Annotated in this window: 21 protein-coding genes and 1 riboswitch; of the genes, 10 read left to right on the top strand and 11 right to left on the bottom strand. The window is 65.2% G+C overall.

Annotated elements, in window-relative coordinates; all coding sequences use genetic code 11:
* The first annotated feature begins 28 nt into the window (after nt 1–28).
* On the top strand, nt 29–2,041 hold the full coding sequence (locus HNO51_RS00960) for a hydantoinase/oxoprolinase N-terminal domain-containing protein (protein WP_159548120.1): 2,013 nt from the start codon (nt 29–31) through the stop codon (nt 2,039–2,041).
* A 37-nt stretch (nt 2,042–2,078) separates the two neighbouring features.
* Here HNO51_RS00960 and HNO51_RS00955 read toward each other — a convergent pair whose 3' ends face one another.
* From HNO51_RS00955 to HNO51_RS00935, 5 genes are all read right to left on the bottom strand, one after another.
* Nucleotides 2,079–2,768, bottom strand: coding sequence for a hypothetical protein (locus HNO51_RS00955; protein ID WP_159548118.1), 690 nt, complete (start codon nt 2,766–2,768; stop codon nt 2,079–2,081).
* A gap of 258 nt (nt 2,769–3,026) precedes the next feature.
* On the bottom strand, nt 3,027–3,794 hold the full coding sequence (locus HNO51_RS00950) for an ABC transporter ATP-binding protein (RefSeq protein WP_159548116.1): 768 nt from the start codon (nt 3,792–3,794) through the stop codon (nt 3,027–3,029).
* Nucleotides 3,794–4,717, bottom strand: coding sequence for a FecCD family ABC transporter permease (locus tag HNO51_RS00945; RefSeq protein ID WP_209539145.1), 924 nt, complete (start codon nt 4,715–4,717; stop codon nt 3,794–3,796). Before HNO51_RS00945 ends, HNO51_RS00950 begins: the two co-directional genes overlap by 1 nt.
* A 67-nt stretch (nt 4,718–4,784) precedes the next feature.
* Nucleotides 4,785–5,648: a cobalamin-binding protein gene (locus HNO51_RS00940; RefSeq protein WP_234283661.1), complete on the bottom strand. Its 864-nt coding sequence runs from the start codon at nt 5,646–5,648 to the stop codon at nt 4,785–4,787.
* Nucleotides 5,649–5,694: 46 nt separating this feature from the next.
* Nucleotides 5,695–7,530: a TonB-dependent receptor domain-containing protein gene (locus tag HNO51_RS00935; RefSeq protein WP_197449229.1), complete on the bottom strand. Its 1,836-nt coding sequence runs from the start codon at nt 7,528–7,530 to the stop codon at nt 5,695–5,697.
* A gap of 155 nt (nt 7,531–7,685) precedes the next feature.
* A riboswitch (cobalamin riboswitch) is annotated at nt 7,686–7,901 on the bottom strand.
* A gap of 525 nt (nt 7,902–8,426) precedes the next feature.
* Here HNO51_RS00935 and hmpA point away from each other — a divergent pair.
* Entirely contained in the window at nt 8,427–9,599 is a 1,173-nt protein-coding gene (gene hmpA / locus HNO51_RS00930; RefSeq protein WP_197449228.1) for an NO-inducible flavohemoprotein, read from the top strand.
* Nucleotides 9,600–9,798: 199 nt separating this feature from the next.
* On the opposite strand, the gene HNO51_RS00925 is transcribed toward hmpA, so the two are convergent.
* From HNO51_RS00925 to HNO51_RS00910, 4 genes are all read right to left on the bottom strand, one after another.
* On the bottom strand, nt 9,799–10,149 hold the full coding sequence (locus HNO51_RS00925) for a hexameric tyrosine-coordinated heme protein (RefSeq protein WP_209538270.1): 351 nt from the start codon (nt 10,147–10,149) through the stop codon (nt 9,799–9,801).
* Between the two features lie 111 nt (nt 10,150–10,260).
* Nucleotides 10,261–13,389 carry an efflux RND transporter permease subunit gene (locus HNO51_RS00920; RefSeq protein WP_197449226.1) on the bottom strand — a complete coding sequence of 1,043 codons (3,129 nt, stop codon included), beginning with the start codon at nt 13,387–13,389 and terminating at the stop codon, nt 10,261–10,263.
* Nucleotides 13,386–14,726: an efflux RND transporter periplasmic adaptor subunit gene (locus HNO51_RS00915; protein WP_197449225.1), complete on the bottom strand. Its 1,341-nt coding sequence runs from the start codon at nt 14,724–14,726 to the stop codon at nt 13,386–13,388. Before HNO51_RS00915 ends, HNO51_RS00920 begins: the two co-directional genes overlap by 4 nt.
* A complete protein-coding gene (locus HNO51_RS00910) occupies nt 14,723–15,340 on the bottom strand; it encodes a TetR/AcrR family transcriptional regulator (protein WP_159548112.1) in 618 nt (205 codons plus the stop codon). Before HNO51_RS00910 ends, HNO51_RS00915 begins: the two co-directional genes overlap by 4 nt.
* 153 nt (nt 15,341–15,493) lie before the next feature.
* Here HNO51_RS00910 and ubiU point away from each other — a divergent pair, with 153 nt between their 5' ends.
* From ubiU to HNO51_RS00870, 8 genes are all read left to right on the top strand, one after another.
* Complete coding sequence (gene ubiU, locus HNO51_RS00905) at nt 15,494–16,489, top strand: ubiquinone anaerobic biosynthesis protein UbiU (protein ID WP_209538269.1); 996 nt, start codon at nt 15,494–15,496, stop codon at nt 16,487–16,489.
* Nucleotides 16,490–16,497: 8 nt separating this feature from the next.
* Entirely contained in the window at nt 16,498–17,412 is a 915-nt protein-coding gene (locus HNO51_RS00900; RefSeq protein WP_159548108.1) for a U32 family peptidase, read from the top strand.
* A gap of 25 nt (nt 17,413–17,437) precedes the next feature.
* Complete coding sequence (locus tag HNO51_RS00895) at nt 17,438–18,184, top strand: anaerobic ribonucleoside-triphosphate reductase activating protein (protein WP_197449224.1); 747 nt, start codon at nt 17,438–17,440, stop codon at nt 18,182–18,184.
* An 18-nt stretch (nt 18,185–18,202) separates the two neighbouring features.
* A complete protein-coding gene (locus HNO51_RS00890) occupies nt 18,203–19,348 on the top strand; it encodes an AraC family transcriptional regulator (protein ID WP_209538268.1) in 1,146 nt (381 codons plus the stop codon).
* Nucleotides 19,349–19,549: 201 nt separating this feature from the next.
* On the top strand, nt 19,550–20,149 hold the full coding sequence (locus tag HNO51_RS00885; RefSeq protein WP_209538267.1) for a DUF6448 family protein: 600 nt from the start codon (nt 19,550–19,552) through the stop codon (nt 20,147–20,149).
* Between the two features lie 257 nt (nt 20,150–20,406).
* Entirely contained in the window at nt 20,407–22,137 is a 1,731-nt protein-coding gene (locus HNO51_RS00880) for a ribonucleoside triphosphate reductase (protein WP_197449222.1), read from the top strand.
* A 32-nt stretch (nt 22,138–22,169) separates the two neighbouring features.
* A complete protein-coding gene (nrdD, locus tag HNO51_RS00875) occupies nt 22,170–22,334 on the top strand; it encodes an anaerobic ribonucleoside-triphosphate reductase (protein WP_159548100.1) in 165 nt (54 codons plus the stop codon).
* A gap of 58 nt (nt 22,335–22,392) precedes the next feature.
* Complete coding sequence (locus HNO51_RS00870) at nt 22,393–23,142, top strand: anaerobic ribonucleoside-triphosphate reductase activating protein (RefSeq protein WP_209538266.1); 750 nt, start codon at nt 22,393–22,395, stop codon at nt 23,140–23,142.
* 15 nt (nt 23,143–23,157) lie between these two features.
* On the opposite strand, the gene cdd is transcribed toward HNO51_RS00870, so the two are convergent.
* Both cdd and deoD read right to left on the bottom strand, forming a co-directional pair.
* Nucleotides 23,158–23,562 (bottom strand): cytidine deaminase, encoded by a 405-nt coding sequence (gene cdd / locus HNO51_RS00865; protein WP_209538265.1) that lies wholly within the window; start codon nt 23,560–23,562, stop codon nt 23,158–23,160.
* Nucleotides 23,559–24,287 carry a purine-nucleoside phosphorylase gene (gene deoD / locus HNO51_RS00860; protein WP_197449219.1) on the bottom strand — a complete coding sequence of 243 codons (729 nt, stop codon included), beginning with the start codon at nt 24,285–24,287 and terminating at the stop codon, nt 23,559–23,561. The genes cdd and deoD overlap by 4 nt, the downstream gene beginning before the upstream one ends.

Genomic DNA, 24,287 nt, shown 5'->3' with positions numbered 1-24,287 from the left:
ACACCCAAGTACATGAGGAGAGGCCCCAATGGGTTATCGGCTGGGCATCGATACGGGCGGTACCTTTACCGACGCGGTCCTCCTGGACGAGGCCGACCAGGTGGTGGCGATGGCCAAGCGTCTGACGACGCGCCTGGACCTTCAGCAGGGCATCGCCGATGCCTTGAGGGCGCTGCCCGCCGACTTGCTGTCCCGGGTCGACCTGGTGTCACTGTCGTCGACGCTGACGACCAACTCGGCGGTAGAGGGCAAGGGAGCACCGATCTGTGTACTACTGATTGGGTATGACGAGCGACAGGTCAAGGCGACCGGACTGGTCTCACTCCTTGGCGCCAACAGTCTGATTATGCTGGGCGGCGGCCATGACGCGGAAGGTCGCGAACTCGCGCCCCTGGATGAGCAAGCCCTACGCAGAACAATCCTGGCCTGGCGGGAGCGGGTATCGGCCTTTGCCGTCTCGGCCTCCTTCAGTGTCCGCAACCCGGCTCACGAGCAGCGCACGGCGGAACTCGTGCATGAGCTGACAGGCAAACCGGTGACCTGCGGCCATGAGCTGGCGGCTTCTCTGGGGGCGCCGCGCCGTGCCATGACCGCAGCGCTGAATGCCCGCATGATCGCCTATGTTGCTCGTCTCATTGAGGCGGTCCAAGGGCTGTTGCACCGCCACCGTATTTTGGCACCGCTGATGATCGTGAAGGGCGACGGTTCACTGATTTCCGCTGACAGCGCCATCCTGCAGCCCATCACCACGGTGCTGTCCGGGCCAGCGGCCAGTGTCAACGGCGCCATGATGCTTAGCGGCCGCCGTAACCTGATCGTCGCCGACATGGGGGGAACCACGACGGATATTGCCGTGGTGCGAGACGGTTTGCCGACGCTCTCCTTCGACGGCGCCCGGGTGGGGGACTGGCGTCCCATGGTAGAGGCGATCAAGCTCTATTCCATCGGCCTTGGCGGCGATAGTGAAGTCACCTTCGCGCCTGGTCGAGGCCTTGCCATCGGACCTCGCCGCGTGTTGCCCATGAGCCTGTTGGTCAGTCAGCATCCCGAGCTACACGAGGCCCTGCTGCGGCAGCTCAACCTTCCTCCGGGCAGCAACCATAATCGCTTCGCCATGCGCCTACAACACGACGAAGCGCTTATGGGCCAGCTCAGCGTCGATGAGCATGAGGCCTGGGCGCAGTTGGGCGACGGACCAGTGGAAATGCTGAGTGCGGTGGAAGAGAAACGCTGGCTGGCCCGTGCACTAACCAGCCTGGAACGTCGTGGCCTGGTGATCTTCAGCGGTTTCACACCCACCGATGCCGCCCATGTCCTGGGTATCTCACGCCACTGGGATGTCGAGGCCGCCCGCCTGGCAGCGATCATCTGGGCCAAGCGCATGCGCCGCCAATACGGGCTTGGACGCTGGCCGGAAGGCGATGCGGAAGCGCCATCACGCGAGATCTATGGCCGAGTGGTCGAGGCCATCTCTACCAAACTGATCGAGGCGGGGCTGCATGATGCCGATGTCGATAGCCAGCAAGGGCGGCTGGCGGCCTCCTTGGCGGCATTGATCCTGCGTGGGAAGTCCCGTGTCGCCGTGGCCCCATCGGTCTTCACGCTGAAATTCGCGCCGACATCCCCTGTGGTCGCGGTGGGCGGGCCGGCAGCAAGCTACTATCCGGCGGTTGGCGAGGCGCTGGGCGCCGAAGTTGTGTTGCCTTCCCACGGCGAGGTGGCTAACGCCGTGGGCACGCTGCTCGGCCAAGTGGTTCAGCGAGTTCATGTCTCTGTTCTGCAGCCAGTACAAGGCCGCTTTAGGGTCTTCCTGCCCAATGGCCCCTGCGACCACGTCACACTCGAGGCAGCCTATGCGATGGCGCGGCAAACGGCCGCCGAGCGCGCTGAAGCCTTGGCTTGGCAGGCCGGTGCGGCCGAGGTGGAGGTGCGCTTCGAGATTGAGGAAAACCGTGTCGATAACGACATCGACGGGGAAGTCTTCTTCGAGGCGAGGGTAACGGCCTTGGCCATCGGACCACCGCGCCGTACTCGAACATGACAAGCCATACGCCCCGGCCATGGCCGGAATCATGTAGCTATTCGGATGATCGAGCGAAAACGAAGGCCTGCATGTGGAATGCCGCATGTTGCGAGTCGTAGCGTGATGGGGCACCGACCAGACAGGCACGTCGCGCCGCGCAGCCCAGCCGCATGCAGGCGCCGTCGGGCATGTCGCGCAGGTGCTGTGCGCAAGCTCCGATCCGATACTCGGAACCGGTGAAGGCATCGACCGGACAGGCGTCGAGACAGGCACGCTCGGCGCATCCCAGGCACGGCGACTCGTGTTCGGCCATTGGCGCGAGATCGTCCGGCACGTGGTCAAGCGCGAGCGCGAAGCGGTAGGCGTGCCACGAGCCGTATTCGGCGTGTATGACCAGGCCGAGCGGAGATGGGTGTACCGACTCGGCACGCGACGCCCAGCGCTGAAAGGGATAATGCGGCGGCCCGCCGAACGGATAGAGCGCACGCGCACCGTAGCGGGCAGCAAGCGCCTCTCCAATGCGTTGGCTCCAGCGGTCCAGCGGATCGCGTCTTCCGTCACAATATTCGGGCGAAGCAGCGAATTGGGGCCACAGCGACGAACCGACATTACCCACTAGCACCAGTGCTGCGGCCGGGATGGCGTGGGCAATCGGGGGCACATGATCCTCCGGCTCCACCTCGAAGGCTCCGCGCAAAACGAGCCCATGCGCCTCGAGTTCATGTTTCAGCTGAAACAGTCTCATCGGGGGAGTGCCACCTTCATTTCGCTGATCTGCGCATCAGTTTGCGCTATCCGCCGTGGTTGTACGCGATTGGCTGTGGCCGCTCGGCGGCCATGCGATTGGCATGGCGGGCATGGGTCCTTAGCGTTGTCGCGCATGACGAACGCCTGGTATGGCATCAGGTCCACGGCGACTGGCCGTGGAAGAGCGCGGCCACCTGTCCGGGGGGAGGGAAAGTCCCTGTGGAACTCGCCGCGTATCGGGGTCGAGCGGTGCATATCACCTCACGGAAACGAAGACTGGGGCGCCACCCACCATGGCGGTGGCCAATCGCTGGCCGTAGAGGCGCTCAAGGGCTGCAGGTACCAGCATGGCATCGCGCGACCCCCAACACGCTTCACCGTCGGGGTAGAGCAGCAGCAGATGGTCGCACCAGCGAGCGGCGAGGTTGAGGTCGTGCAGGCACAGCATAACCGCCCTGCCGGCCTGGGCCTCGCCAGCGAGCAGCGCCATCACCGCGGTCTGGTGATGCAGGTCAAGATGGTTGGTTGGCTCGTCGGCGAGCCAGATGGCCGGCGCCTGGGTCAGCACCGTGGCGATGGCCAGGCGCTGCCTTTCACCGCCCGAGAGCGTGCTGACTAGCCGCTCGGCCAAGTGGTCGACATCGAGCCGCTCGAGCGCAGCCTCGGCCAACTGTAGATCCTCGCCGCCCTCCATCTGCCAGGGCGACAGCCAGGGATGGCGCCCGATCAATGCCGTCTCGCGCACCGTGGCGGGAAAGCCGTCCTGGCGCTCCTGGAAGACCAGGCCCAGGGCGCGGGCGACCCGGCGGCGCGGCAGCGAGGCGAGCGCGCCCCCGTCGAGACGCACGCTGCCGGCCCGCGGTGCTCGCAGCCCCGCCAGGGTATGCAGCAAGGTGGTTTTGCCGGCCCCGTTGGGGCCGAGCACGCCCCACACCTGCCCGGGCTCCAGGTCCAGGTTCAGCGCCCGACCGTCGCGACGGCCCGGTACGTCGATGACCAGATTTCGCGCCTCGAGTCGGCTCATCAGCGGCTCCGGTAGAGCAGGTAGAGGAAGGTCGGTACGCCGAGCAGCGCCGTGATCACCCCCACCGGAAGCTGTTCCGGAGCGATGATGGTGCGCGCCAGGGTGTCGGCGAGCACCAGCAGGGTGCCGCCAGCCAGGGCACAAGCAGGCAGGATCAGACGTTGGTCGTTGCCCAGCATCAGGCGCAGCATGTGCGGTACCACCAGGCCGACGAAGCCGATGCTGCCGGCCGTGGTCACCGCCATGGCGGTGAGCAGGCTAGCCGTGATGTAGATCGTCCACTCCAGCGGACGCACCACCACGCCCAGGGCCGCGGCCTGCAGCGCCCCGCGGGCCAACACGTTGAGACTGCGCCCCAGCGGGAAGGCGAGCAGGCACACCCCCAGCAGCACGACGAGCGGATAGCCGGGTGTGTGGGCGTAGGATAGATCGCCCATCAGCCAGTAGAGCATGCCGGGAAGACGCTCAACGGGGCTCACCGCCAGCATCAACGTGACCACCGCGCCCCACCCGGCCGCCACCACCACGCCGGTGAGCAGCAGGCGGGAAGGCGTCCAACTGCCGGTGCCATGGGCCAGGCCAAAAACCAGCAGTGTCGAGAGAAAGGCCCCGGCGAAAGCCGAGCCGCTGATCACCGCGCCGCCCAACCCGGCAAGCATCGCCGCCAGCGCTCCCACTGCGGCACCGCCCGAGAGGCCCAGCACGTAGGGGTCCGCCAAGGGATTGCGCAGCAATACCTGCATCAGCGCACCGGCCAATGCCAGCAGGCCACCGGTGGCAAATGCCGAGAGGGCCCGCGGCACACGCAGCTCCAACACCAAGATGCGCGCCAGGGCGTCGCCGCGCCCCAGGGCCACCTCCCACAGCGCGGCGGGGGTGATGTTGACGCTGCCGACCGACACCGCCAACGCCATGGCGGCCATCGCCGCCAGCGCCAGCAGGCCCAGCGGGAAGGCCAGCCCTCCGTGCCTGACAGCGACCAGTGAGTACCTAGCGGCGTGCACGGGCTGCCTCCAGTTTCTCGCAGAACAGCCGGCTGCCCTCGAGCAGGCGCGGCGTGGGGCGCTGGATCAGCGACGGCGGCACGAAGAAGAGGTTGCCCTCCGCCACCGCCGTGAGGTTCGTGTACTGCTCCCAGTGGGTGAGCCATTCACGGCTCTCCTCGCCCATGCCGCCGGCCAATATCGCCTCGGGGTCGGCGTCGAGCACCGACTCGTCGCCGATGCGCGGCACCAGGCGCTCAAGGTCGCCGAAAACGTTGACGCCACCGCAGGCGGTCAGCACCGAGCCGATCAGGTGCGCGTCGTTGACGGTCATCAGCGGCTCGTCCCACACCTGATAGAAGACGCGCACCGGTGCTCGCCCGGCATAGCGTTCTCGAAGCTCGATCATGCCGTCGCGAAAGCGCCTCGCCTCGCGATCCGCGGCATCGGCTGTGCCGGCCAGGCGTCCCAGGCGCTCGATGGCGCTGGCCACGCCCTCGAAGGACCGCGGCTCGAGGTAGAACACCGGCAGGCCGAGCGCCTCCAGCATCTCCAGCTGCTCGGAGGGATTGCCGGTCACCCAGCCGATCACCAGTGTGGGCCGCAGGGCGACGAGGCGCTCCATGTCGATGCGCGTATGGCTGCCCAGCGAAGGCACCGCCTGGGCCTGCGGCGGGTAGTCGCTGTAGTCCACTACGGCCACTACCTGGTCACCGGCCCCGGCGGCATAGACCAGCTCGGTCGCACCGGGCGACAGCGCGGCGATGCGACCGGCGGGCACCGGCAGACACACCTCGCGGTCGCGGTCGTCGGTGGCGCAGAGCGAATCGGCATACGCCTCGCCGGCCGCCGGCCCCGACAGGGCCAGCAAGGCGCTGAAACCTACGGCGGGGCCAACGGCCCCGCCGAACCGGCCGCTACTGGCCAAAGTGGACACTGACGAAGGCCGCACGACCGGCGTTGAGGTAGTCATCGTCATCGAAGAAACGTGTCGTGACATACTCTTTATCAAGGGCATTCTCCACAGTCAGTCGAGCCGACCACAGCGGTGCAAACTGCCAGCCGGCACGCAGATTGACCAGCCCGAAGCCACCGATTCGATCCGTGTTGGCAGCATCTTCGTAGCGATAGCCCTGCAGAACCCAGGAGCCCCCCAGGAACCACTCGCCCAGCTCACGATCCACGTCGAAGCGGGCGCTCTGACTGGAACGGCGCCTAAGACGATTTCCGGTAGCCCGATCTTCAGGGTCGGTGTAGGTCGCGGCGGCAGCTAACGTCCAATCATCTACCTCAGCGCCCACGGAGAGTTCGACGCCACGGATACGCGTAGTGGGTACGTTCGTTGTCGGCTGCCCCATTTGCTGCCAGACGATCAGGTTGTCAATATCGGTCTGATAGATTGCGGCATCCCAGAACCAGCGCACATATTGGCCACGTACTCCGAGCTCCACCGTTTTGGATGTTTCCGCTTCTAACTCGGGATTGCCAAACCCCGGCCAATAAAGGTCGTTGAAAGTTGGCGCCTTGAAGGCGGTGCCATAGCTGGCTCGCAGGGTATGGTGGGAATTGATGTCATACCCCAGCGCCAGGCTACCGGTAATCTCGTCACCGTAGGCTTCGTTATCGTCATAACGCAGGCTGGCTTGAACGGCTAACGGTTCGAAATCGAGTAGCGCCTGGCCGAAAACGGCCTTGTTATCACGCTCCTCGATGTCATAAGGACCATCCCATGGCATATTCCCCGTGACACTACCGGCCACGCTATCGTTCATATACTCCGCACCGATAATCAACTCATGCCCCCCTGAAGTCAGCGTGTTCTCCCAGCGGGCCGTGCGTGTCTGCGTATCAAGGATAGACCCCCAGAAGTGGTTGACGCTTTCATCGCGCGCTTCGCTCAGCGTCAAGCGACTACTCCAGCTGTCAGTTACCGGCAGTTCTCCATAAATTCCCGCCACCTGCTGCATATAATCAGTCGTGGCCATGGAGCCGCTCTCGTCATACTCCGTGGTACCGCGGGCTCTCAGCGCCAGAAATCCCACTTCTGCGCCGCTATCGAAGGTGTGCGACATTCGCGCCAGCGCTGAGGTGTTGTCGTACCCCATATCCTCACCACCACGACGCACCGGCGTGCCATCGGTGGTGAAGTGGCTGCCGGCAAAGCTGTAGCGGGTACCGCCGCTACTGCCGGAGAGTCCTGCACTGTATCGCTGGGTATCGAAGGAGCCGCCGCCTGCAGAGATGCGCGGGTGCGGGCCGCCCTCCTGAGCGTCATGGGTGAAGAGCTGCACCACGCCGCCTACCGCGTCGGCGCCGTAGAGGCTGCCCCGCGGGCCGCGCACGATCTCGGCGCGCTGGAACATGCGCGGGTCGAGGTACTGCCACGCAGGGCCGCCATCCGTAGCGGAGCGCAGGCGAATGCCGTCGATCATCAGCAGACTCTGGTTATTCGAGGTGCCGCGAATCGACACGCTGCTCTGTTTGCCGAAGCTGCCGTTGGAGCTGACGTCCACTCCGGGCTGGCCGCGCAGCAGATCGGTGACGCTGGTGGGGTCCTGACGCCGCAGGGTGGCCTCGTCGAGCACGGTCACCGAGGAGAGCGTCTCGTCGGCGGTGCGCGGCGCCAGGGTGGCGGTGATCACCATGGGATTGAGGGCGACAATATCGGTGTCTTGCGTGACAGTGGCCTGGGCCTGAACGGCCAGAGGAAGCGCTGCCAGGCCGAAGGCGGCCAGATGATGCTTGGTTTTCATTCTGATTCCCTTGCTCGCCGTGCCTACCCGCACGGTCTTCTAGGCGAAGCCGGCTGGCGGGAAAGGGATCGAGAAAGGGAGAGGTGAACGGCGGCGCCAGCCCTGCCTCGGAGTCGCCCACCGCAACCCGGCATGAGGGAAACGCTGTCATACAGCATTTCCTGCACTCTCTGGCCGGTCTCCGGGCTGACGAGTGGACAATTAACGTCCCAGAAGGCCACCTTCCCGTGTCAGGGCACAGTGGTGTAAGGCTTTCCTTGACTCGATTACCGTTGCGGGGGCAGCGTCGGAATGGCACGAGGCGCACCGACTTCTCGTTTCACCCCGGCGCGTCTGCGCGCGCCTAGGGCACCTGAGAGTGTCGCTAAGCTAGCAATCCGACCCCGCACGGTCAACGACAGCGGCGTGCCGGAATGCGACATGCCCTGCCATATCAGGCGGTTGACGAGCCCATGGCGGCCGAACGCCTCGTGGTCGTAACCAGCCAGCTTGATCCACAAGCACTCACGGGCTCGGTCGGGGTGCTGAGCTTCACGTTCCGAGAGACCGTGCGTTCGACCACCGACCGGGCGGCTCTGATGACGCATTCATCTGCAGCCTCCCGGAAATTGCCGGCACCATCGAGAACAAAAAGTTGCAGGCCATGCGGGAAGGCCGAGCTGAAGCGTGCATCAGAAGCGCTAGATATACTAAAAAAGCCACCGTGTACTAAGGGCTGACGTTCCCCGGCCCCCCTGCAGGAGTGCCTTTGTAGCAGCCCTTCTTGCTTTTCGATCCTTTGCGCCCCCACGTTATGATGGGTTTGCTTTGCTCTGCGACAATTCGCCTCAGGTTCGCGCACCAAATAACAAGTATTTTACATGCTTATTATAATTTCCCCGACGAAGGAGACCCTCATGCTCACCTCACAGCAGGAGCAGCTCATCGAGGCCACCGCCCCGGTGGTAGCAGAGCACCTCGATGCCATTACCCAGCATTTCTATCCGTTGATGTTCAAGCGCTACCCCGACGTGGCCTCGCTGTTCAATGAGGCGCACCAGCAGAGCGGTGCCCAGCAACGGGCCCTGGCCGGTGCCGTATTGGCCTACGTGCAGCTGCGCCAGGATCCCGCCAGGGCGAGAGGAGTGCTGGCCACAGTGGTAGAGAAACACGTGTCGCTGGGCATTCAGCCCGACCAGTACCCCATTGTCGGCGAGTGCCTGATGGCCGCCATCGGCGAGGAGCTGGGTGACGCTCTGACGCCAGAGATCGCCGAAGCGTGGGCAGCGCTCTATGAAGAGCTGGCCGGCCTGTTGATTGAGCTGGAGGATCGTCGGTACCAGGCTTTCGCTCTGAAACCCGGTGGCTGGCGCGGTTTACGTCGATTCCGCATCGCCGCGACTCGGCAAGAAAGCGCGATGATTCGCTCCTTCGTCCTCGAGCCGGAGGACGAAGGCCCGGTAGCAGATCATGAGCCCGGCCAGTACATCGGCGTGCGACTCGGTATCGAGGGCGAGACGCTCTATCGCCACTACAGCCTCTCGGACCTGCCAAATGGCCGCACCTATCGGATCTCGATCAAGCGTGAGCCCGAGGGTCGAGCCAGCCGCTACTTTCACGACGTGCTCAACGTTGGCGACAGCGTAGACCTTCTGCCACCGGCCGGGGAGCTTACGCTACAGGGAGGCAATGAACCGCTGCTGTTGATCAGCGGTGGAGTGGGCCAGACACCTATTCTGCCGCTGGCTCGCCAGGCGCTGGCCGAGGGTAGGCAGGTAGTCTATCTTCATGCCGCCATCGACGCCGAGCATCACGCCTTCCGGCAGGAGGTCGCCGCGATGCGCGAAGTGCATCCCTCTAAGCTCAAGGTCGTCGCCATACACGAACACGGCGACGATGCCGACCACTGCGGCCGCCTCGATCGCGAGCTACTGAGACACTACCTGCCCGCATCCAACCCGCGCTGCTACTTCGTTGGCCCCCAGGGTTTCATGAGTGCGGTGAACCAGGCCTTGGCAGAGCTCGGCGTTGAAGAGGATCGACGCCACTTTGAGCACTTCGGCCCGTCCCGCCCTATTGAAGCTGCCTGATACTCTCACTACTAGCCCCGTCAAAGGCACAGGCCATCTTTGGCGGGGTCGAGCATTTCGCGCCATGACCCATCAGCGCCTACCGCGCTGAACACTGCATCGAGGCATCTGATGCCGTGCGCGAACAGCGCCAAGCAGAAATAGCATCCGAGCCAGATCATTCGGCTTGGAGTTAGCGATAGTGTCTTAACTGGACCGGTCACTCGCGCCAGTAGTCGTTAGCCGCAGCCACCGTCTGGAAATGGGTCGCAATGACATGCGAAATGGCAATAAGGCTGTTGGGATCTGCTGCGTACTCCGGTCGTAGCTCTTTTCGCACTTCGGCATCGGTCTGTGTCGTGGCGACACCCTTCTGCGATAGTTTCACGGCCAGGGCAAACCCCTCCTGAGGAGTTTCCGTCATGAGACTGGGCAACCACGAATCGGAGGCTGCCTGCCCCTCGTGTTCGTCCGCCGATAGGACGGCCGCACCCATCAGTAGCCCTAGGAGGCTTACGATAGCAATGCTTGCGTACCTGGTCGCGGAGGACTTCGGCGCAATGATCGTCATGGCTGGCTCCTGTTGTTTTCGTTGTGCCTTGCCGGGAGGACATTTTATAAGAAGCATTCAATCTACCTTTTCAAGACTAGAGTCTATTCCGGCCCCGTCAAGAGAAGGATTTCAGTCCTTGCTCAACTGATCCGGGAGCGGCTCCATCTCCGTTGCCTTGCCTAGCCACCCCCAGTCGTCGAACAGCACGTAGAGTGCCGGGATCACCAACAGTACGAGCACAGTAGCGCTGAGCAGGCCAAACACCACCGAGATCACCAGTGGCTTGATGGCCGCCGCCTGGGTACTGGTTTCTGCCAGCAGTGGCAGCAGCCCGGCGATGGTAGTGGTGGACGAGATCAGGATGGCACGCAGCCGGTCGCGGCTGGCCTGGCCGGCGGCTGCAACGGCATCCAACCCACGCTCGCGATGGGTCTTGATGAAGTGGATCAGCAGGATGGCGTTGTTGACCACAATACCGGCCAGCGACGCCGCACCAATCAGCGAGGGCATGGAGAGGTAGTAGCCCATGAGCACATGGCCCCAGATGGCGCCGATGAAGGCCAGCGGGATCGAGAGCATGACGATTAGCGGCTCCACATAACTGCGAAACTGGAAGGAGAGGATCACGAAGATCCCCACCAGGCCGATCAACAGCCCGCGGCCGATGGAGCCGCCGGTCTCGGCGGAGCTGGCCACCTGCCCCTCGAAGGAGATCGCCACATTGGGGTGGCGGGTAAGGAAAACCTCCAGCCAGCCGCTACCGGTGAGGTCATCGACGATAGCCTGGCCGCTGGCTTGGCGTGCATCCACGTTGGCTTCCACGGTGACGGTACGCCGCCCGTCGATACGGGTGATGCGCGCCCATTCGCGTCGCTCCTCGGCGTTGGCCACCACCTCCAGAGGCACCCGGAGCCCACCCGGCAGGGCGATGGTAAGGTCCGCCAGATCATCAAGGGAGCTTCTGTCCCCCTCGGCTAGGCGGATCAGCACTTCGATCTCCTGGTCGCCGATGCGCTGGGTATCGGCAATCTCACCCAGCAGCGCCGCGCGCAGCTGGCCGGCCACCTCCTCGGCGGAAAGCCCCAGGCCGTGGGCACCCTCGGCCATGGAGAAGGCCAGCTGGGTCTTGCCCAGACGCAGGTCATCCATGACGTTGTGGACGGCCGCGTAGCCCTCGAGATGGCCCCCCAGCTCCAGCGCCGCCGCCTTCATGGCTTCTAGGTTCTCCCCGGCCAGTCGCACTTCTACCGGCACCCCGGCGGGGCCGAAGCCGGGTTCCTGGATGATAAGCCGCTGCAGGCCCTCGATCTTGCCGATAGCCTCCCGCCATGCCTCGGTCAGCGTATCGAGGGTGACACTACGTCGCTCGGCGGTGAGCAGGTCGACGCTGACGGTGGCCACATGGGGGCCCGCCTCTCGGGCGCTGAGGTTGTGGTTGAAGCGCACCTGTATCGCCTCGACCAGGGAGGCGCCCTCTGGCTGTTCGGGTGAGTAGCGCGCGTCCAGGTCACGCATCGCCGCCTCGACCCGCTCGGCCACCGCCTCGGTGCGCGCCAGGGGCGTACCCTGGGGCATCAGAATGCGCGCCTCCAGCACGTCGCCATCGATATCCGGCATCGCCTCACTACCCACGTGCCCCCCGGCAATGAAGCCGGCGGAGGCCAGGGTCACCGTCAGCAACAGGCCCAGCACCGCATGCCGAAAGCGGATCGCCCGGTCGGCCAGCCCCCCGACGGCCTCACGAAAATTTGCGAAACGTCGCTCGAAGGCGGCCCGGAAGCGGGAGTCGTGACCATCGCCCAGGCTCCCCACGCTGCCTTTGAGGTGGTGAGGGAGGATCCAGAACGCCTCGATGAGGCTCGCCATTAGCGCTGCGATCAGCACTACTGGCAGCACCTCCAGCACTGCACCCAACTCCCCGGCAAGGAAGGAGAGCGGGGTGAACACCGCTACCGTGGTAAGAAATGACGAAAGCACCCCGGGCAGCACCTGGCGGGTTCCCTCGACCACTGCCTCCAGCAGCGACTTCCGGTGCAAGGCATGAGAGGCGATGTTGTCGGTGATAACGATGGCATCATCCATGACGATACCGATGGCCATCAACAGCGCCACCAGAGTGATCATGTTGAGCGACAGCCCGGCGAACGCCATCACCGCGAAAGCGCCCATGAAGGCAACCGGCAGACCCAGCACCGCCCACAGCGCCAGACGGGGGCGGAAGAACAGGCTCATCACCAGCACTACCAGTACCAGGCCCATCAAGCCGTTATCCACCAGCATCCGCAAGCGGTCGCGGACAATGCTTGTCGCATCCTGGGTCAAAGTCAGCGATATGCCGCCGTCGAAGCGGTGACGCTCGTCCTCGAGCAGCGCCTCGAGCCGCTCCTTGACCGTCAGGGCATCTTCACGCAGCGCCTTGCTAACCTCCAGCACCAGCGCCGGCTCGCTATTGAAGCGAAGCGTCTCTTCCGCGCGCTCACCGGCCTCAGTGAAGGTGGCCAGCTCACCAAGAGTAAGTTCACCACCTCCGGTGTCGGAAACTACCACCAGCTCGGCCAGTTCGGCCATGGAGCGGCGCTGGTCGGTAAAGCGCAGCAAAATATCGCGATCGGCCGTTTCCAGAGTGCCCAGCGGCAGGTCCAGGCTCTGAGCGGAGATGCGTTGCGCCAGCTCCTGAGCCGAGAGGCCATGCTGGCCGAGCACCTCGCGGGGCACCTCGACCTGCCATTGGCGCTGCGACATGCCATGGATTGCCACGTCCGCCACGCCGGGCAGCGCCATGATGCGCTCCTCCAGGCGCAGGGCGTACTCCTCGAGCTGGCGAATGGGCATGTCGGCTGTTACTGCGACCGCGGCGACCAGATCGCTGCGGTGCAGTTCGCGAACTACTGGGGGCTCGGCCCGTGCCGGTAGCTCAGTGATGGCACCGACTTCGGTATCGATCTCGCTCATGAAGCGTATGGCATCGCCGCCGGCCTCCATGGTGGCGGTGGCGCTGGCCAGGTTGTCCTGAGCCACGCAGACAAACTCATCGAGGAATTCCACGCCTTTAACGGCATCGAACAGGCGCCGGCAGATTGCATCCTCGACGTCGGCGGCGCTGGCCCCGCGGTAGGCCACCTCCACGGACACCTCAACCGGGCGATAGTCGGGGAAAGTCTCGCGCTTGAGGCTGGGGGCGGCGAACAATCCGGCGGCCAGCAGCAGGATCAGCAGCAGGTTGGCAGCGGTGGGATGCCCGGCGAACCAGCGAATCATGGCCGCTCTCCCGACGATGCTTCGCCCCGGGCCAGGGCGGCCAGGCGTGCCTCGGCAGCATCGTCTCGACGCACGGAGAGCGCCATTCCATCGATGGCCGGCTGCAGGTCATCGAGGATTACGCGCTCCCCCGGGACCAAGCCCGCCTCGATCACCGCCAGCCCCCCCTGCTTGAATGCCACGGAGACCGGGCGTCGCACCAGGCGCCCCTGCTCGTCAGCCAGATAAAGCTCACCCTGATGGAGCGCCGACGATGGCACTACCATTGAGGCCTCGGGGCCGGGGGCCGTGAGCCGCACCCGGGTATACATATCGCGCTGCAGCGGCGGTCGATCGGGAGGCCGTGCACCGCGCCAAGGATGGTCGACCCTGACGACTATTCGAACGGCGCGGGTGGCCGGGTCGAGGCCGCTGGCCACGCGCACCACCCGGCCCGTCCAGCCCACACCGGACGCCCCGACCAGCTCCAGCTCCGCATCGATTGCATCAAGGTCGATGCGCTCGCTCAGATCCAGGGAGCCGGGCTCGAGTTCGGCCGGCGCCACACTACCCAGCAGGCGTCGCACCACGCTGAAGGGAAGCCTCGCCTCCACTTCGGCAGCCGCCAGGCTATCCGCCTCGAATAGGCTCTGGCCCACACTGACGAACTGGTGAAGCTCTACCTCTACCTCACCCAAGCGCAAGTCATAGGGTGCCACGAAACGGGTATCCGCCAGGTCACGACGCGCCTGGGCCAGGCGCACCGATGCTCGCTCGCGCTGGGCTGGCAGCAAGGCCAAGGCATTCTCCAACGTGGCCACCGCCTGGCGTTGCGCTACAGTGCTGCGACGCTGAGCATCACGTTGAGAAGTGGAAACAGAACCGGTAGACGCCAGGCGCTCGATGCGTGAAAGCTCCTGCTCGGCGAGATCGAGTGCCTGGCGCTCCAGGCCCAGCAAACGCCGAGTATTGGCCTCCTCTGCCTCTAGTTGAGTCAATTCCGCCTCGGCTTCGGCGATGGCCAGCTCATAGCGACTCGGGTCAAGCGCCAGCAGCAGGGTGCCTGCACGCAGCAGTGTGCCGCTCTCCAGCGCCGGATGGCGCTCCACCACCCTGCCCGAGACATTGGCCACCGCCTGCCAGGTCTCGGCGGGGCGCGCCACGCCGTGGCCGCGCGCCTCGAGGCGAAACGGCAGGGGCCGGGCCTCGATCACCGCCACCGCCTTGGGGGCAGGCGGTGAGTCACTGTGCTCCGGTGTCTGACGGTTGACCACAAACATCACCAGAAGCACCACGCCGACGGCCAGGCCAATGACAACCGCCAGTACACGCCCCAGACGTTGAGCCAGGACTGTCATGGGTGCGTCCCTCGCTCCTGCTGGATGCCGTGACAGTAAAGATCGAACGCTCCTTGGGCCTGCTCGGCTATATGGTTCATGCTACCGATCATCAGCGATTGCATGACCAGGCCCTGGATGGTGCCGATGAACTGCGTGGCAGCCGCCTCGATATTCAGCTCTCGGCGCAGATCGCCGGCTTCCTGTGCCTCGATCAGCAATTTCTCGATCCGCTCACGGTAGAGAAACAGCAGTGAGCGAACCATACGGCGGGCCGGGGTCGGCCGAGCGTGCTGCAGTTGCCCCATCATCAGCCGAGGCACACCAGGGTGCTCGACAATGAAGGCGATATGGGCATGAAACATTGCTTCCAGCGCAGCCAAAGGACTATCTGCCGAGGCAGCGGCTCTATCCAGCCGCTTGATTATACGCTCGGCTATTCGGCCGATGACTGCCTCCCAGACCGCGTCCTTACTCGGAAAGTGGCGGAACAGTGCTCCTTGAGTAACCCGCATGTGTTTGGCGATGCTGCCGGTAGTGATATTGGCGGGATCATCCCGTGCGCTCAATTCAATGACCGTATCGACAGTTCGTTCCCGGCGCTCTGCAGCGGTTAGATTGCGTTTTCCTGACATACCCGACCCCATAAGATAGTGACTAGTTACTATCTTATGGCGAGAATACTCACCGCGCCAGCGCTATCCCGCTTCGCCATGACCCTCATCAAAAGCGGCCCTCGCGTAGTCGACTAGCATGGTCGGGTTTACCCAGACTGCGAGGAGAGCGACATGGAGCTCGTCTGCCCGGCCGGCAACCTGCCGGCCCTGAAGCGGGCGGTGGATGAAGGCGCCGATGCCGTCTACTTCGGCTTCCAGAACGCCACCAACGCCCGGCAGTTCGCCGGCCTGAACTTCACCGACAAGCGCGCCCGCGAAGGCATCGACTACGCCCATGCCCGCGGCAAGCGGGTGTTCTGCGCCATCAACACCTATCCGCAGCCCGACGGCTGGGCCCAGTGGACCCGCGCCGTGGACCAGGCCGCCGAGCTCGGCGTCGACGCCCTGATCATGGCCGACATGGGCCTGCTCGACTATGCCGCCCGTCGCCATCCGGAGCTCCCTCGCCACCTCTCGGTGCAGGGGTCGGCCACCAGCCATGAGGCGCTGCGCTTCTACCACGACCAGTTCGGCATCAAGCGCGCCGTGCTGCCGCGGGTGCTCTCCATCACCCAGGTGCGGGATCTGGCCAAGCAGAGCCCAGTGGAGCTCGAGGTGTTCGCCTTCGGCAGCCTGTGCATCATGGCCGAGGGGCGCTGCTACCTGTCGTCGTACCTCACCGGCGAGTCGCCCAATACCCGCGGGGTCTGCTCGCCGGCGGCCCACGTACGCTGGGAGGAGACCCCGCAAGGACTCGAGTCGCGGCTCAACGGCGTGCTGATCGACCGCTACGGCGAGGGCGAGCGGGCCGGCTACCCCACCCTGTGCAAGGGGCGCTTCGAGGTCGGCGGCGAGACCTACCACGCTATCGAGGAGCCCACCAGCCTCAACACCCTGGAGCTGCTGCCGGAGCTCGCCGAACTCGGCATCAGCGCGGTGAAAATCGAGGGCCGCCAGCGCAGCCCGGCCTACGTGTCGAAGGTGGCCGGGATCTGGCGCCAGGCGCTGGACCGCCTGGAGCGCGCGCCCGAGCGCTTCCACCCCGACCCCGCCTGGATGGCCGGCCTCGGCGAGGTCTCCGAGGGCGCCACCACTACCCTGGGCGCCTACGAACGCCGCTGGAAATAGGAGGTTTCATGTCATCCGATTCCCTGCAGCTCGCCCTGGGCCCGGTGCTGTTCTACTGGACCCGCGAGCGCTACGCCGACTTCTACCGTGAAGCCGCCGACTGGCCGGTGGAGATCGTCACCCTGGGCGAATCCGTCTGCTCTCGCCGCCGCGACATGAAGCTCGACGACTGGCTCGGCATCGGCCGCGAGCTGGCCCAGAGCGGCAAGCAGGTGGTGCTGGCGAGCCAGACCCTGATCGAGTCCGAGGCCGACCTGCGCGACCTGCGCAAGCTGTGCGACAACGGCGAGTTCATGGTCGAGGCCAACGACCAGAGCGCCCTGCAACGCCTGGCCGCCGCCGGCCTGCCCTTCGTTGCCGGGGCGGCGCTGAATCTCTACAACCCGGCTTCCATCGGCGTGATGGCGCGGGCCGGCATGCAGCGCTGGCAGGCGCCGGTGGAGATGTCGCGCGACGACCTCGCCCGGCTGCTCGCCGACTGCACCGCCGAGGGGCTCGATGCGCCCTGCGAGGTGTTCGCCTACGGTCACCTGCCGCTGGCCTGGTCGTCACGCTGCTTCACCGCACGGCGCCACCAGAAGCCCAAGGACCGCTGCATGTTCGTGTGCCAGAAGTACCCCGAGGGCCTGGCGCTGCGCTCCCAGGAATCCAAGGAAGTGTTCACCCTGAACGGCATCCAGACCCTCTCCGGCGCCTGCCAGGACCTACGCCACGAGATCAAAGACATGACCGCGATGGGCGTGAGCGTGGCGCGCCTGAGCCCCCGCGCCGAGGGCATGGCCGAGGTGGTCGCCGCCTTCGACGCCGCCCGCCGCGGCGAGCTGCCCGCCGCCGATCCACTCAGCCTGGTCGAGGCCGAGGTGTGCGACGGCTACTGGCACGGCCGCCCGGGCATGGACAACACCCGTCTGCCCGCCGGCTGATCAACCACGTGCAAGGGAGAACGCCATGCCGCTGATTGCCATAGACGGGGTATCGACACCTCTCGACGGCATTCGCCTGCCGGTGGCGGGCATGAACCAGTTAACGACACTGGACTACCCCGACCACTTGGCCTGCGTAGTGTTCCTGCAGGGCTGCCCGCTGCGCTGCGGCTACTGCGACAATAGCCAGCGGATGACGCCGCGACGCGGTGACGAGAGCGAGTGGCAGGCGGTACGGGAGTTCCTGGAGCACCGCCGGGGGCTGCTCGAGGCGGTAGTCTTCAGCGGCGGGGAGCCAACGCTGCACAACGCTCTGCCAATCGCCATTCGCGAGGTGAAAGCAATGGGCTTCAAGGTGGGCTTGCACACCGCCGGCCCCTACCCCGCACGACTTACACGCCTGCTGCCGCACCTCGACTGGGTGGGGCTCGATGTGAAGGGTCGCGGGCGCGACTTCGATCGAATCTGCGGGCGGCCGGGCATCTGGCAGCGCAACAGCCAGAGCCTGATGGCGCTGCTCGAAAGCGGGATCGACTTCGAGTGCCGTACCACCGTCCATTGGCGCGACTTTGATCTGGCCGACGTGGAGCGTCTGGCGCTGACCCTGGCTGACTGTGGCGTGCGCCGCTACGCCATTCAGGTGGCCCGCACCCGCGACTGCCTCGACCCGACCTACTGCCAGCCGGTCGCAGGCGCCCCGCCCCGGGCCATGCTCGCCGGGCTGGTCAAGCGCCTGGCGCCAAACTTCGAACGCATCGAGCTGCGCGAGTAGGCTGGCCGGAGTGACACGATGTACTTGAGCGTGGCGGACATCCTGCTATTGACTAGCATCCTGCAATCGCTGGTGCTCGCCGGTTTCCTGCTAATGCCAGACAACATCCATCTACTCAGCAACCGCCTGCTGTTGGCGACAGTGCTTGCCTTTGCTGCAGGCCTGGCCGAAGTCTTCTTGTACAGCACGGGGCTGGCGCAGCGTTTCCTCAACCTGGCCTACCTGGGCACGCTGGTCGGCCTACTGCAGGCCGGCCTGTTGTTTCTTTATGCCAAATCCCTTATGTATCAGGACTTTCGCCTGACTCCAGGGCACTGGATCCATACCCTTCTATTCTGGATAGTCGGCGCCATCTTCCTGGTCGAGTACTATCTTCAACCGGACGAACTGAAGCGCCTGATCCTGATGGAGCGCGATCATCCGGGGGTATTGACCTCACCGCTCCTGGCAGCTGCGATCCACCTGGTCTTTCTCGGCTATCTGATCGCCACCATTCGCGAGATCACGGTTTTTGGCACGGATTTGAGGCAAATATTCTCCAACATCGAGAACAAGCAGCTGGCCTGGCTACGTGTGCTGTTGCTGGGCTATACGGTCGTGTGGAGTGTCAGTCTGGTCTACTGCCTGTCGGCGCACGTGTTCAAGAGCAGCGCCAGCGTATGGTGGGTATCGACAGTGGGCGGGGTGACGGGCTTCCTGTTCATCAACTACTTGCTCCTTCACGCTCTGCGACAGCCCATCGTGTTCTCGGGCCTCAGTGCTGAGGAGTCCCGTTTGCTAACCAGCAGCAAGGATACAACAACGGACCAGCCAGCCAATGCCGTCCTGCTGATGCGGCTCGAGGATCATATGCGGCGCACCGCTCCCCACCTCGACGCCAATCTGACCGTTCAACAGCTCGCTCGACAGCTCAATGTGCCCACCCGGAAGCTGTCGCGCGCCATCAACCAGGGGCTGGGGAAGAACTTCTTCGAATTCGTCAGCGATTACCGTGTCGCCGAGGCGCGCAGGCGTCTGACTGCCGACACCCACCAGACCATACTGCAAGTGATGTACGACTCCGGCTTCAACTCGAAGTCGGTCTTCAATACGGCATTCAAGAGAGCGACCGGCATGACGCCCCGCGAGTATCGTGCACGACAATTGGCTGCTGACGGCGAGTGACCGGACCGCCCGGCACAGAAGGAAGTTCGACTTCTTGCCGCCCCAGAACAGAACCCGCAAGAATTTGATTTAACAAAACTTCTTCAGTTTTCCGACAGCGTTCGAGATCGCCTTGGCGAACGATTCGAATCCCCAGTCTCCATAGCATGAAGGACAGCCGAAACACGTAAACGGCTGCAACCTTGAACCAAGGAGACCATCATGACCTACCTTCGCCTACCCCTACGCAAGACGCTGCTCGCCCTTGCCGCTTCCTCCGCCTTGACCCTGGCTCTTGCTGCCCCCGCGATGGCCCATTGCGATGCCCTTGATGGCCCGGTGATTTCTGAGGCACGAATCGCCCTGGAATCAGGAGATGTCACCCCGGTCCTGAAGTGGGTTCCAGCCGCGGACGAGGCTCGAATCACGTCGACGTTCGAGAAAGCGCGCGAGGTTCGCCAGAACGGCGGCAGCGCCCAAGAGTTGGCCGACCAGCAGTTCTTCGCGGAGCTGGTGGAAAGCCATCGCGCTTCGGAAGGCGCTCCCTTCACCGGCATCAAGCCGGCCGGAAAAATCGACCCGGTCGTGCAGCTCGCCGATAAGGCGCTAGAAGAGGGCGAGATCAATGCCTTTCTGGCGCGCATCGTAGAGAAGTTCGAACACAATGCCCGCTCTGCCTTCGAGGCCACGCTGGCCGCCAAGCAGCAAGCGGACAACGATCCCGAGCGGGGCCGGGTGTTCGTCGACCATTATGTGCACTACGTTCACTATCTGGAGGACGTGCACAACGTCATTGCCGGCAATAGTGGGCATGGCCACTAAGGAAGCTACTGGCGGCTAGCAGCAGCTAACCGACGCTACCGGAAGCCCATGGATCGCCATCTTCGACGCCGCCCGTGATCAGCATCTTTGCAACCGTTTTCGAGCCCCGCCAGCCGGCGGGGTTCGTCGTTCCCCGAGCTTACAATTGGTCTTTTTCTGACCTGGGTCATGTTCTCCCGCCGCCGAAGGCACTAGCCTTCACATACCATATGTTGTGCATCAACACATCTAACGGCAGCACATATAGGGAGATAACGGTGAACGCCCCCATACGCCAAGCCGGCCCGCGCCGCATCGACGTCGCCTCGACCGTCGACGAATACCTCGACCGCGCCGACTGGCGCGTGCACGCCAACGCCAACCAGGGCTACTCCTTGGGCGGGCTGATCCTCAACGTCTCGGGCAAGCTGATCGCCAACTACTGGCTCGATGAGGTCTACCCGGCCGAGGTCGGCGCCGCTCACCGCGAGGGCGACCTGCACATCCACGATCTCGACATGCTGTGCGGCTACTGCGCCGGCTGGTCGCTGCGCCAGCTGCTGATCGAGGGCTTCAACGGCGTGCCCGGGCGCGCCGAGAGCGGCCCGCCGCGCCACCTCTCCAGCGCCCTGGGGCAGATGGTCAACTTCCTCGGCACGCTGCAGAACGAGTGGGCCGGCGCCCAGGCCTTCAGCTCCTTCGATACCTATCTCGCCCCCTACGTGCGCAGGGACGGCCTCGACTATGCCGCGGTGAAGCAGGCGATCCAGGAGTTCATCTACAACCTCAACGTGCCGTCGCGCTGGGGCAGCCAGACGCCCTTCACCAACCTCACCTTCGACTGGGTGTGCCCGGCGGACCTGCGCGATCAGGTGCCGATCGTCGGCGGTGAGGAGCAGCCCTTCACCTACGGCGAGCTGCAGGCGGAGATGGACCTGCTCAACCGCGCCTACCTGGAGGTGATGGAGGCGGGCGACCGCCAGGGCCGGGTGTTCACCTTCCCCATCCCCACCTACAACATCACCCCGGATTTCGACTGGGAGAGCGACAACGCCGAGCGGCTGTTCGCACTGACCGCCAAGTACGGCCTGCCCTACTTCCAGAACTTCCTCAACTCCGACCTGGAGCCGCACATGGTGCGCTCCATGTGCTGCCGCCTGCAGCTCGACCTCTCCGAGCTGCTCAAGCGCGGCAACGGCCTGTTCGGCAGCGCCGAGCAGACCGGCTCGCTGGGCGTGGTGACGCTCAACTGCGCACGGCTGGGCTACCGCTTCGCCGGCGACCGCACGGGCCTGTTCACCGAGCTCGACCGCCTGCTGGCGCTGGGCCGCGACAGCCTGGAGCTCAAGCGCGAACGCATCCAGCAGTGGATGGACGAAGGACTCTACCCCTTCACCCAGCGCTACCTGGGTACCCTGCGCAACCACTTCTCCACCCTGGGCGTGAACGGGCTCAACGAGATGGTGCGCAACTTCTGCGACGACCGCTACGACATCACCACCCCCGAAGGGCGCCAGCTCGCCCTGGAGGTGCTCGACCACGTACGCGCCAGGATGCAGGACTTCCAGGCCGAGACCGGCCACCTCTACAACCTGGAGGCGACTCCGGCGGAGGGCACCACCTATCGCTTCGCCCGCGCCGACGCCGAGCGCTTCCCGGGCATCCTGCAGGCCGGCACGCCGCAGGCGCCCTACTACACCAACTCGAGCCAGCTGCCGGTGGGGCATACCGACGATCCCTTCGAGGCGCTGATCCATCAGGATCCGCTGCAGACCCGCTACACCGGCGGTACCGTGCTGCACCTCTACATGCGCGAGCGGCTCTCCAGCGCCACCGCCTGCCGCAAGCTGGTGCACACCGCGCTGTCGCGCTTCCGCCTGCCCTACATCACCGTGACGCCGACCTTCTCGATCTGCCCGGTGCACGGCTACCTGGCCGGCGAACATGAGTTCTGCCCGAAGTGCGACGAGGCACTGCTGGCAAGACGCGCTGCGGCCGTACCGGCCTGAGCGTTTTTTCACCCACTGGAAGGAGCCAAACCATGACGAACATCGACACCCTGCCCACCGAACAGCGCCAGCGCTGCGAGGTGTGGACCCGCGTGATGGGCTACCACCGCCCGGTCAGCCAGTTCAACGTCGGCAAGCGCGCCGAGCATCGCGAGCGCCGCCACTTCACCGAGCGGGCCGCCGACTTGACGCCCTAACTGCCTGACCTGCCGGGCCCTGTGCCCGGCATTCACGCCCCAAGCCGAGGAGCCCCTCATGATCGCCACCGACCTTGACCCGCCCGCCCTCGCGCCTCTCGACGGCATCCGCCTGCCCATTGCCGGCCTGACCCAGATGACCACCCTGGACTATCCGGATCACCTGGCCTGCGTGGTGTTCCTGCAGGGCTGCCCGCTGCGCTGCGGCTACTGCCACAACGACCACATGATGCCGCCGCGCCGCGGCGACGAGAGCGAATGGCAGGCGGTACGGGAGTTCCTGGAGAGCCGCCGGGGGCTGCTCGAGGCGGTGGTGTTCAGTGGCGGCGAGCCGACGCTGCACAACGCCCTGCCGACGGCGGTACGCGAAGTGAAGGCAATGGGCTTCAAGGTGGGCTTGCACACCGCCGGCCCCTACCCGGCGCGGCTCTCGCGGCTGCTGCCGTGGCTCGACTGGGTGGGGCTCGACGTGAAGGGACGCGGGAGCGACTTCGACCGCATCTGCGGGCGTCCCGGCATCTGGCAGCGCAACAGCCGGTGCCTGATGGCGCTGCTCAATGGCGATGTCGACTTCGAGTGCCGCACCACCGTGCACTGGCGCGACTTCTCGCTGGCCGAGGTGGAGCGCCTGGCACTGACCCTGGCCGACTGCGGCGTGCGCCGCTACGCCATCCAGGTGGCTCGCACCCGCCAGTGCCTCGACCCGGCCTACTGCCAGCCGGTGGAGAACGCCCCGCCGCAGGCGATGCTGGCCGGGCTGGTCAGGCGTTTGGCGCCGCACTTCGAGCGTATCGAACTGCGTGCGTAGCTTCCCTCCACACCCTCAGAGTCCCAGGTTCTCCGGCCCGAAGGCATCGGGCAGCAGCTCGTCGATGGTGTAGCGCTTGAGCAGCGTACCTTGAGCATCGACCACGTGGATGCGTGTCGTGGCGTCGGCGAACTCGCGGATGCGCTGGCGGCAGTCGCCGCAGGGCGAACACAGGTGCTCGCCGGGGCCGATCACGTAGACGTGGCGCAGCCGACGCTCGCCGGCGCTGACCATGGCAGCGATGGCCGAGGCCTCGGCGCACAAGCCCTTGTAGTGGGCTACCTCGACGTTGGCGCCGACGTAGCGCGCGCCGCTCCCGCTCTCCACCATGGCGCCCACTGGATGCCGGGAATAGGGCGCGTAGGCGTTGCCGCGCGCCGCGATCAGCGCGCCGACGACGCTCGGATCGATGTCGCTCATGCCGCCCCCGCCGCATCGTCGCGCAGCACCGCGTCGAGGGCCACCTCGACCATCTCGTTGAAGCTGCGCTCGCGGGCTTCGCTTGGCAGCGACTCGCCCTTGAGGATGTGGTCGGAGACCGTGCAGAGGGTCATCGCCCGGCCGCCGAACTCCGCCGCCACGCCGTAGAGCCCCGCCGCCTCCATCTCCACGCCGACGATGCCGTAGCGCTTCATCAGCGTGAACAGCTCCGCCTGGGGGTTGTAGAACAGGTCCGCCGAGAACAGGTTGCCCACCTTCACCGGCACGCCCTGGGCCGCGGCGGCATCCACCGCATGGCGGGTCAGTTCGAAGTCGGCGATGGCGGCGAAGTCGTGGCCCATGAAGCGGGTGCGGTTGACCGCCGAATCGGTGCTCGCGCCGAGACCGATCACCACGTCGCGCACCGCCACGTCGTCGCGCACCGCGCCGCAGGAGCCGACCCGGATCAGCCGCTTTACGCCATAGTCGGTGATCAGCTCCTTGGCGTAGATGGAGACCGAGGGGATGCCCATGCCGTGGCCCATCACCGAGATCTCGCGGCCGCGGTAGCGCCCGGTGAAGCCGAGCATGTTGCGCACGCTGGTGACCTCGCGGGCGTCCTCGAGGAAGGTCTCGGCGATATGCTTGGCACGCAGCGGGTCGCCGGGCATCAGCACGGTGTCGGCGAAGATGCCGCGTTCGCCCTGGATATGGGGAGTCGCCAT

Origin of the sequence: Billgrantia sulfidoxydans, assembly GCF_017868775.1 — a bacterium.
In the GTDB taxonomy this organism is placed as follows: Bacteria; Pseudomonadota; Gammaproteobacteria; order Pseudomonadales; family Halomonadaceae; genus Halomonas; species Halomonas sulfidoxydans.
The sequence above is the reverse complement of the archived record's forward strand: the minus strand, read 5'-3'. Positions and strand labels throughout refer to the sequence as shown.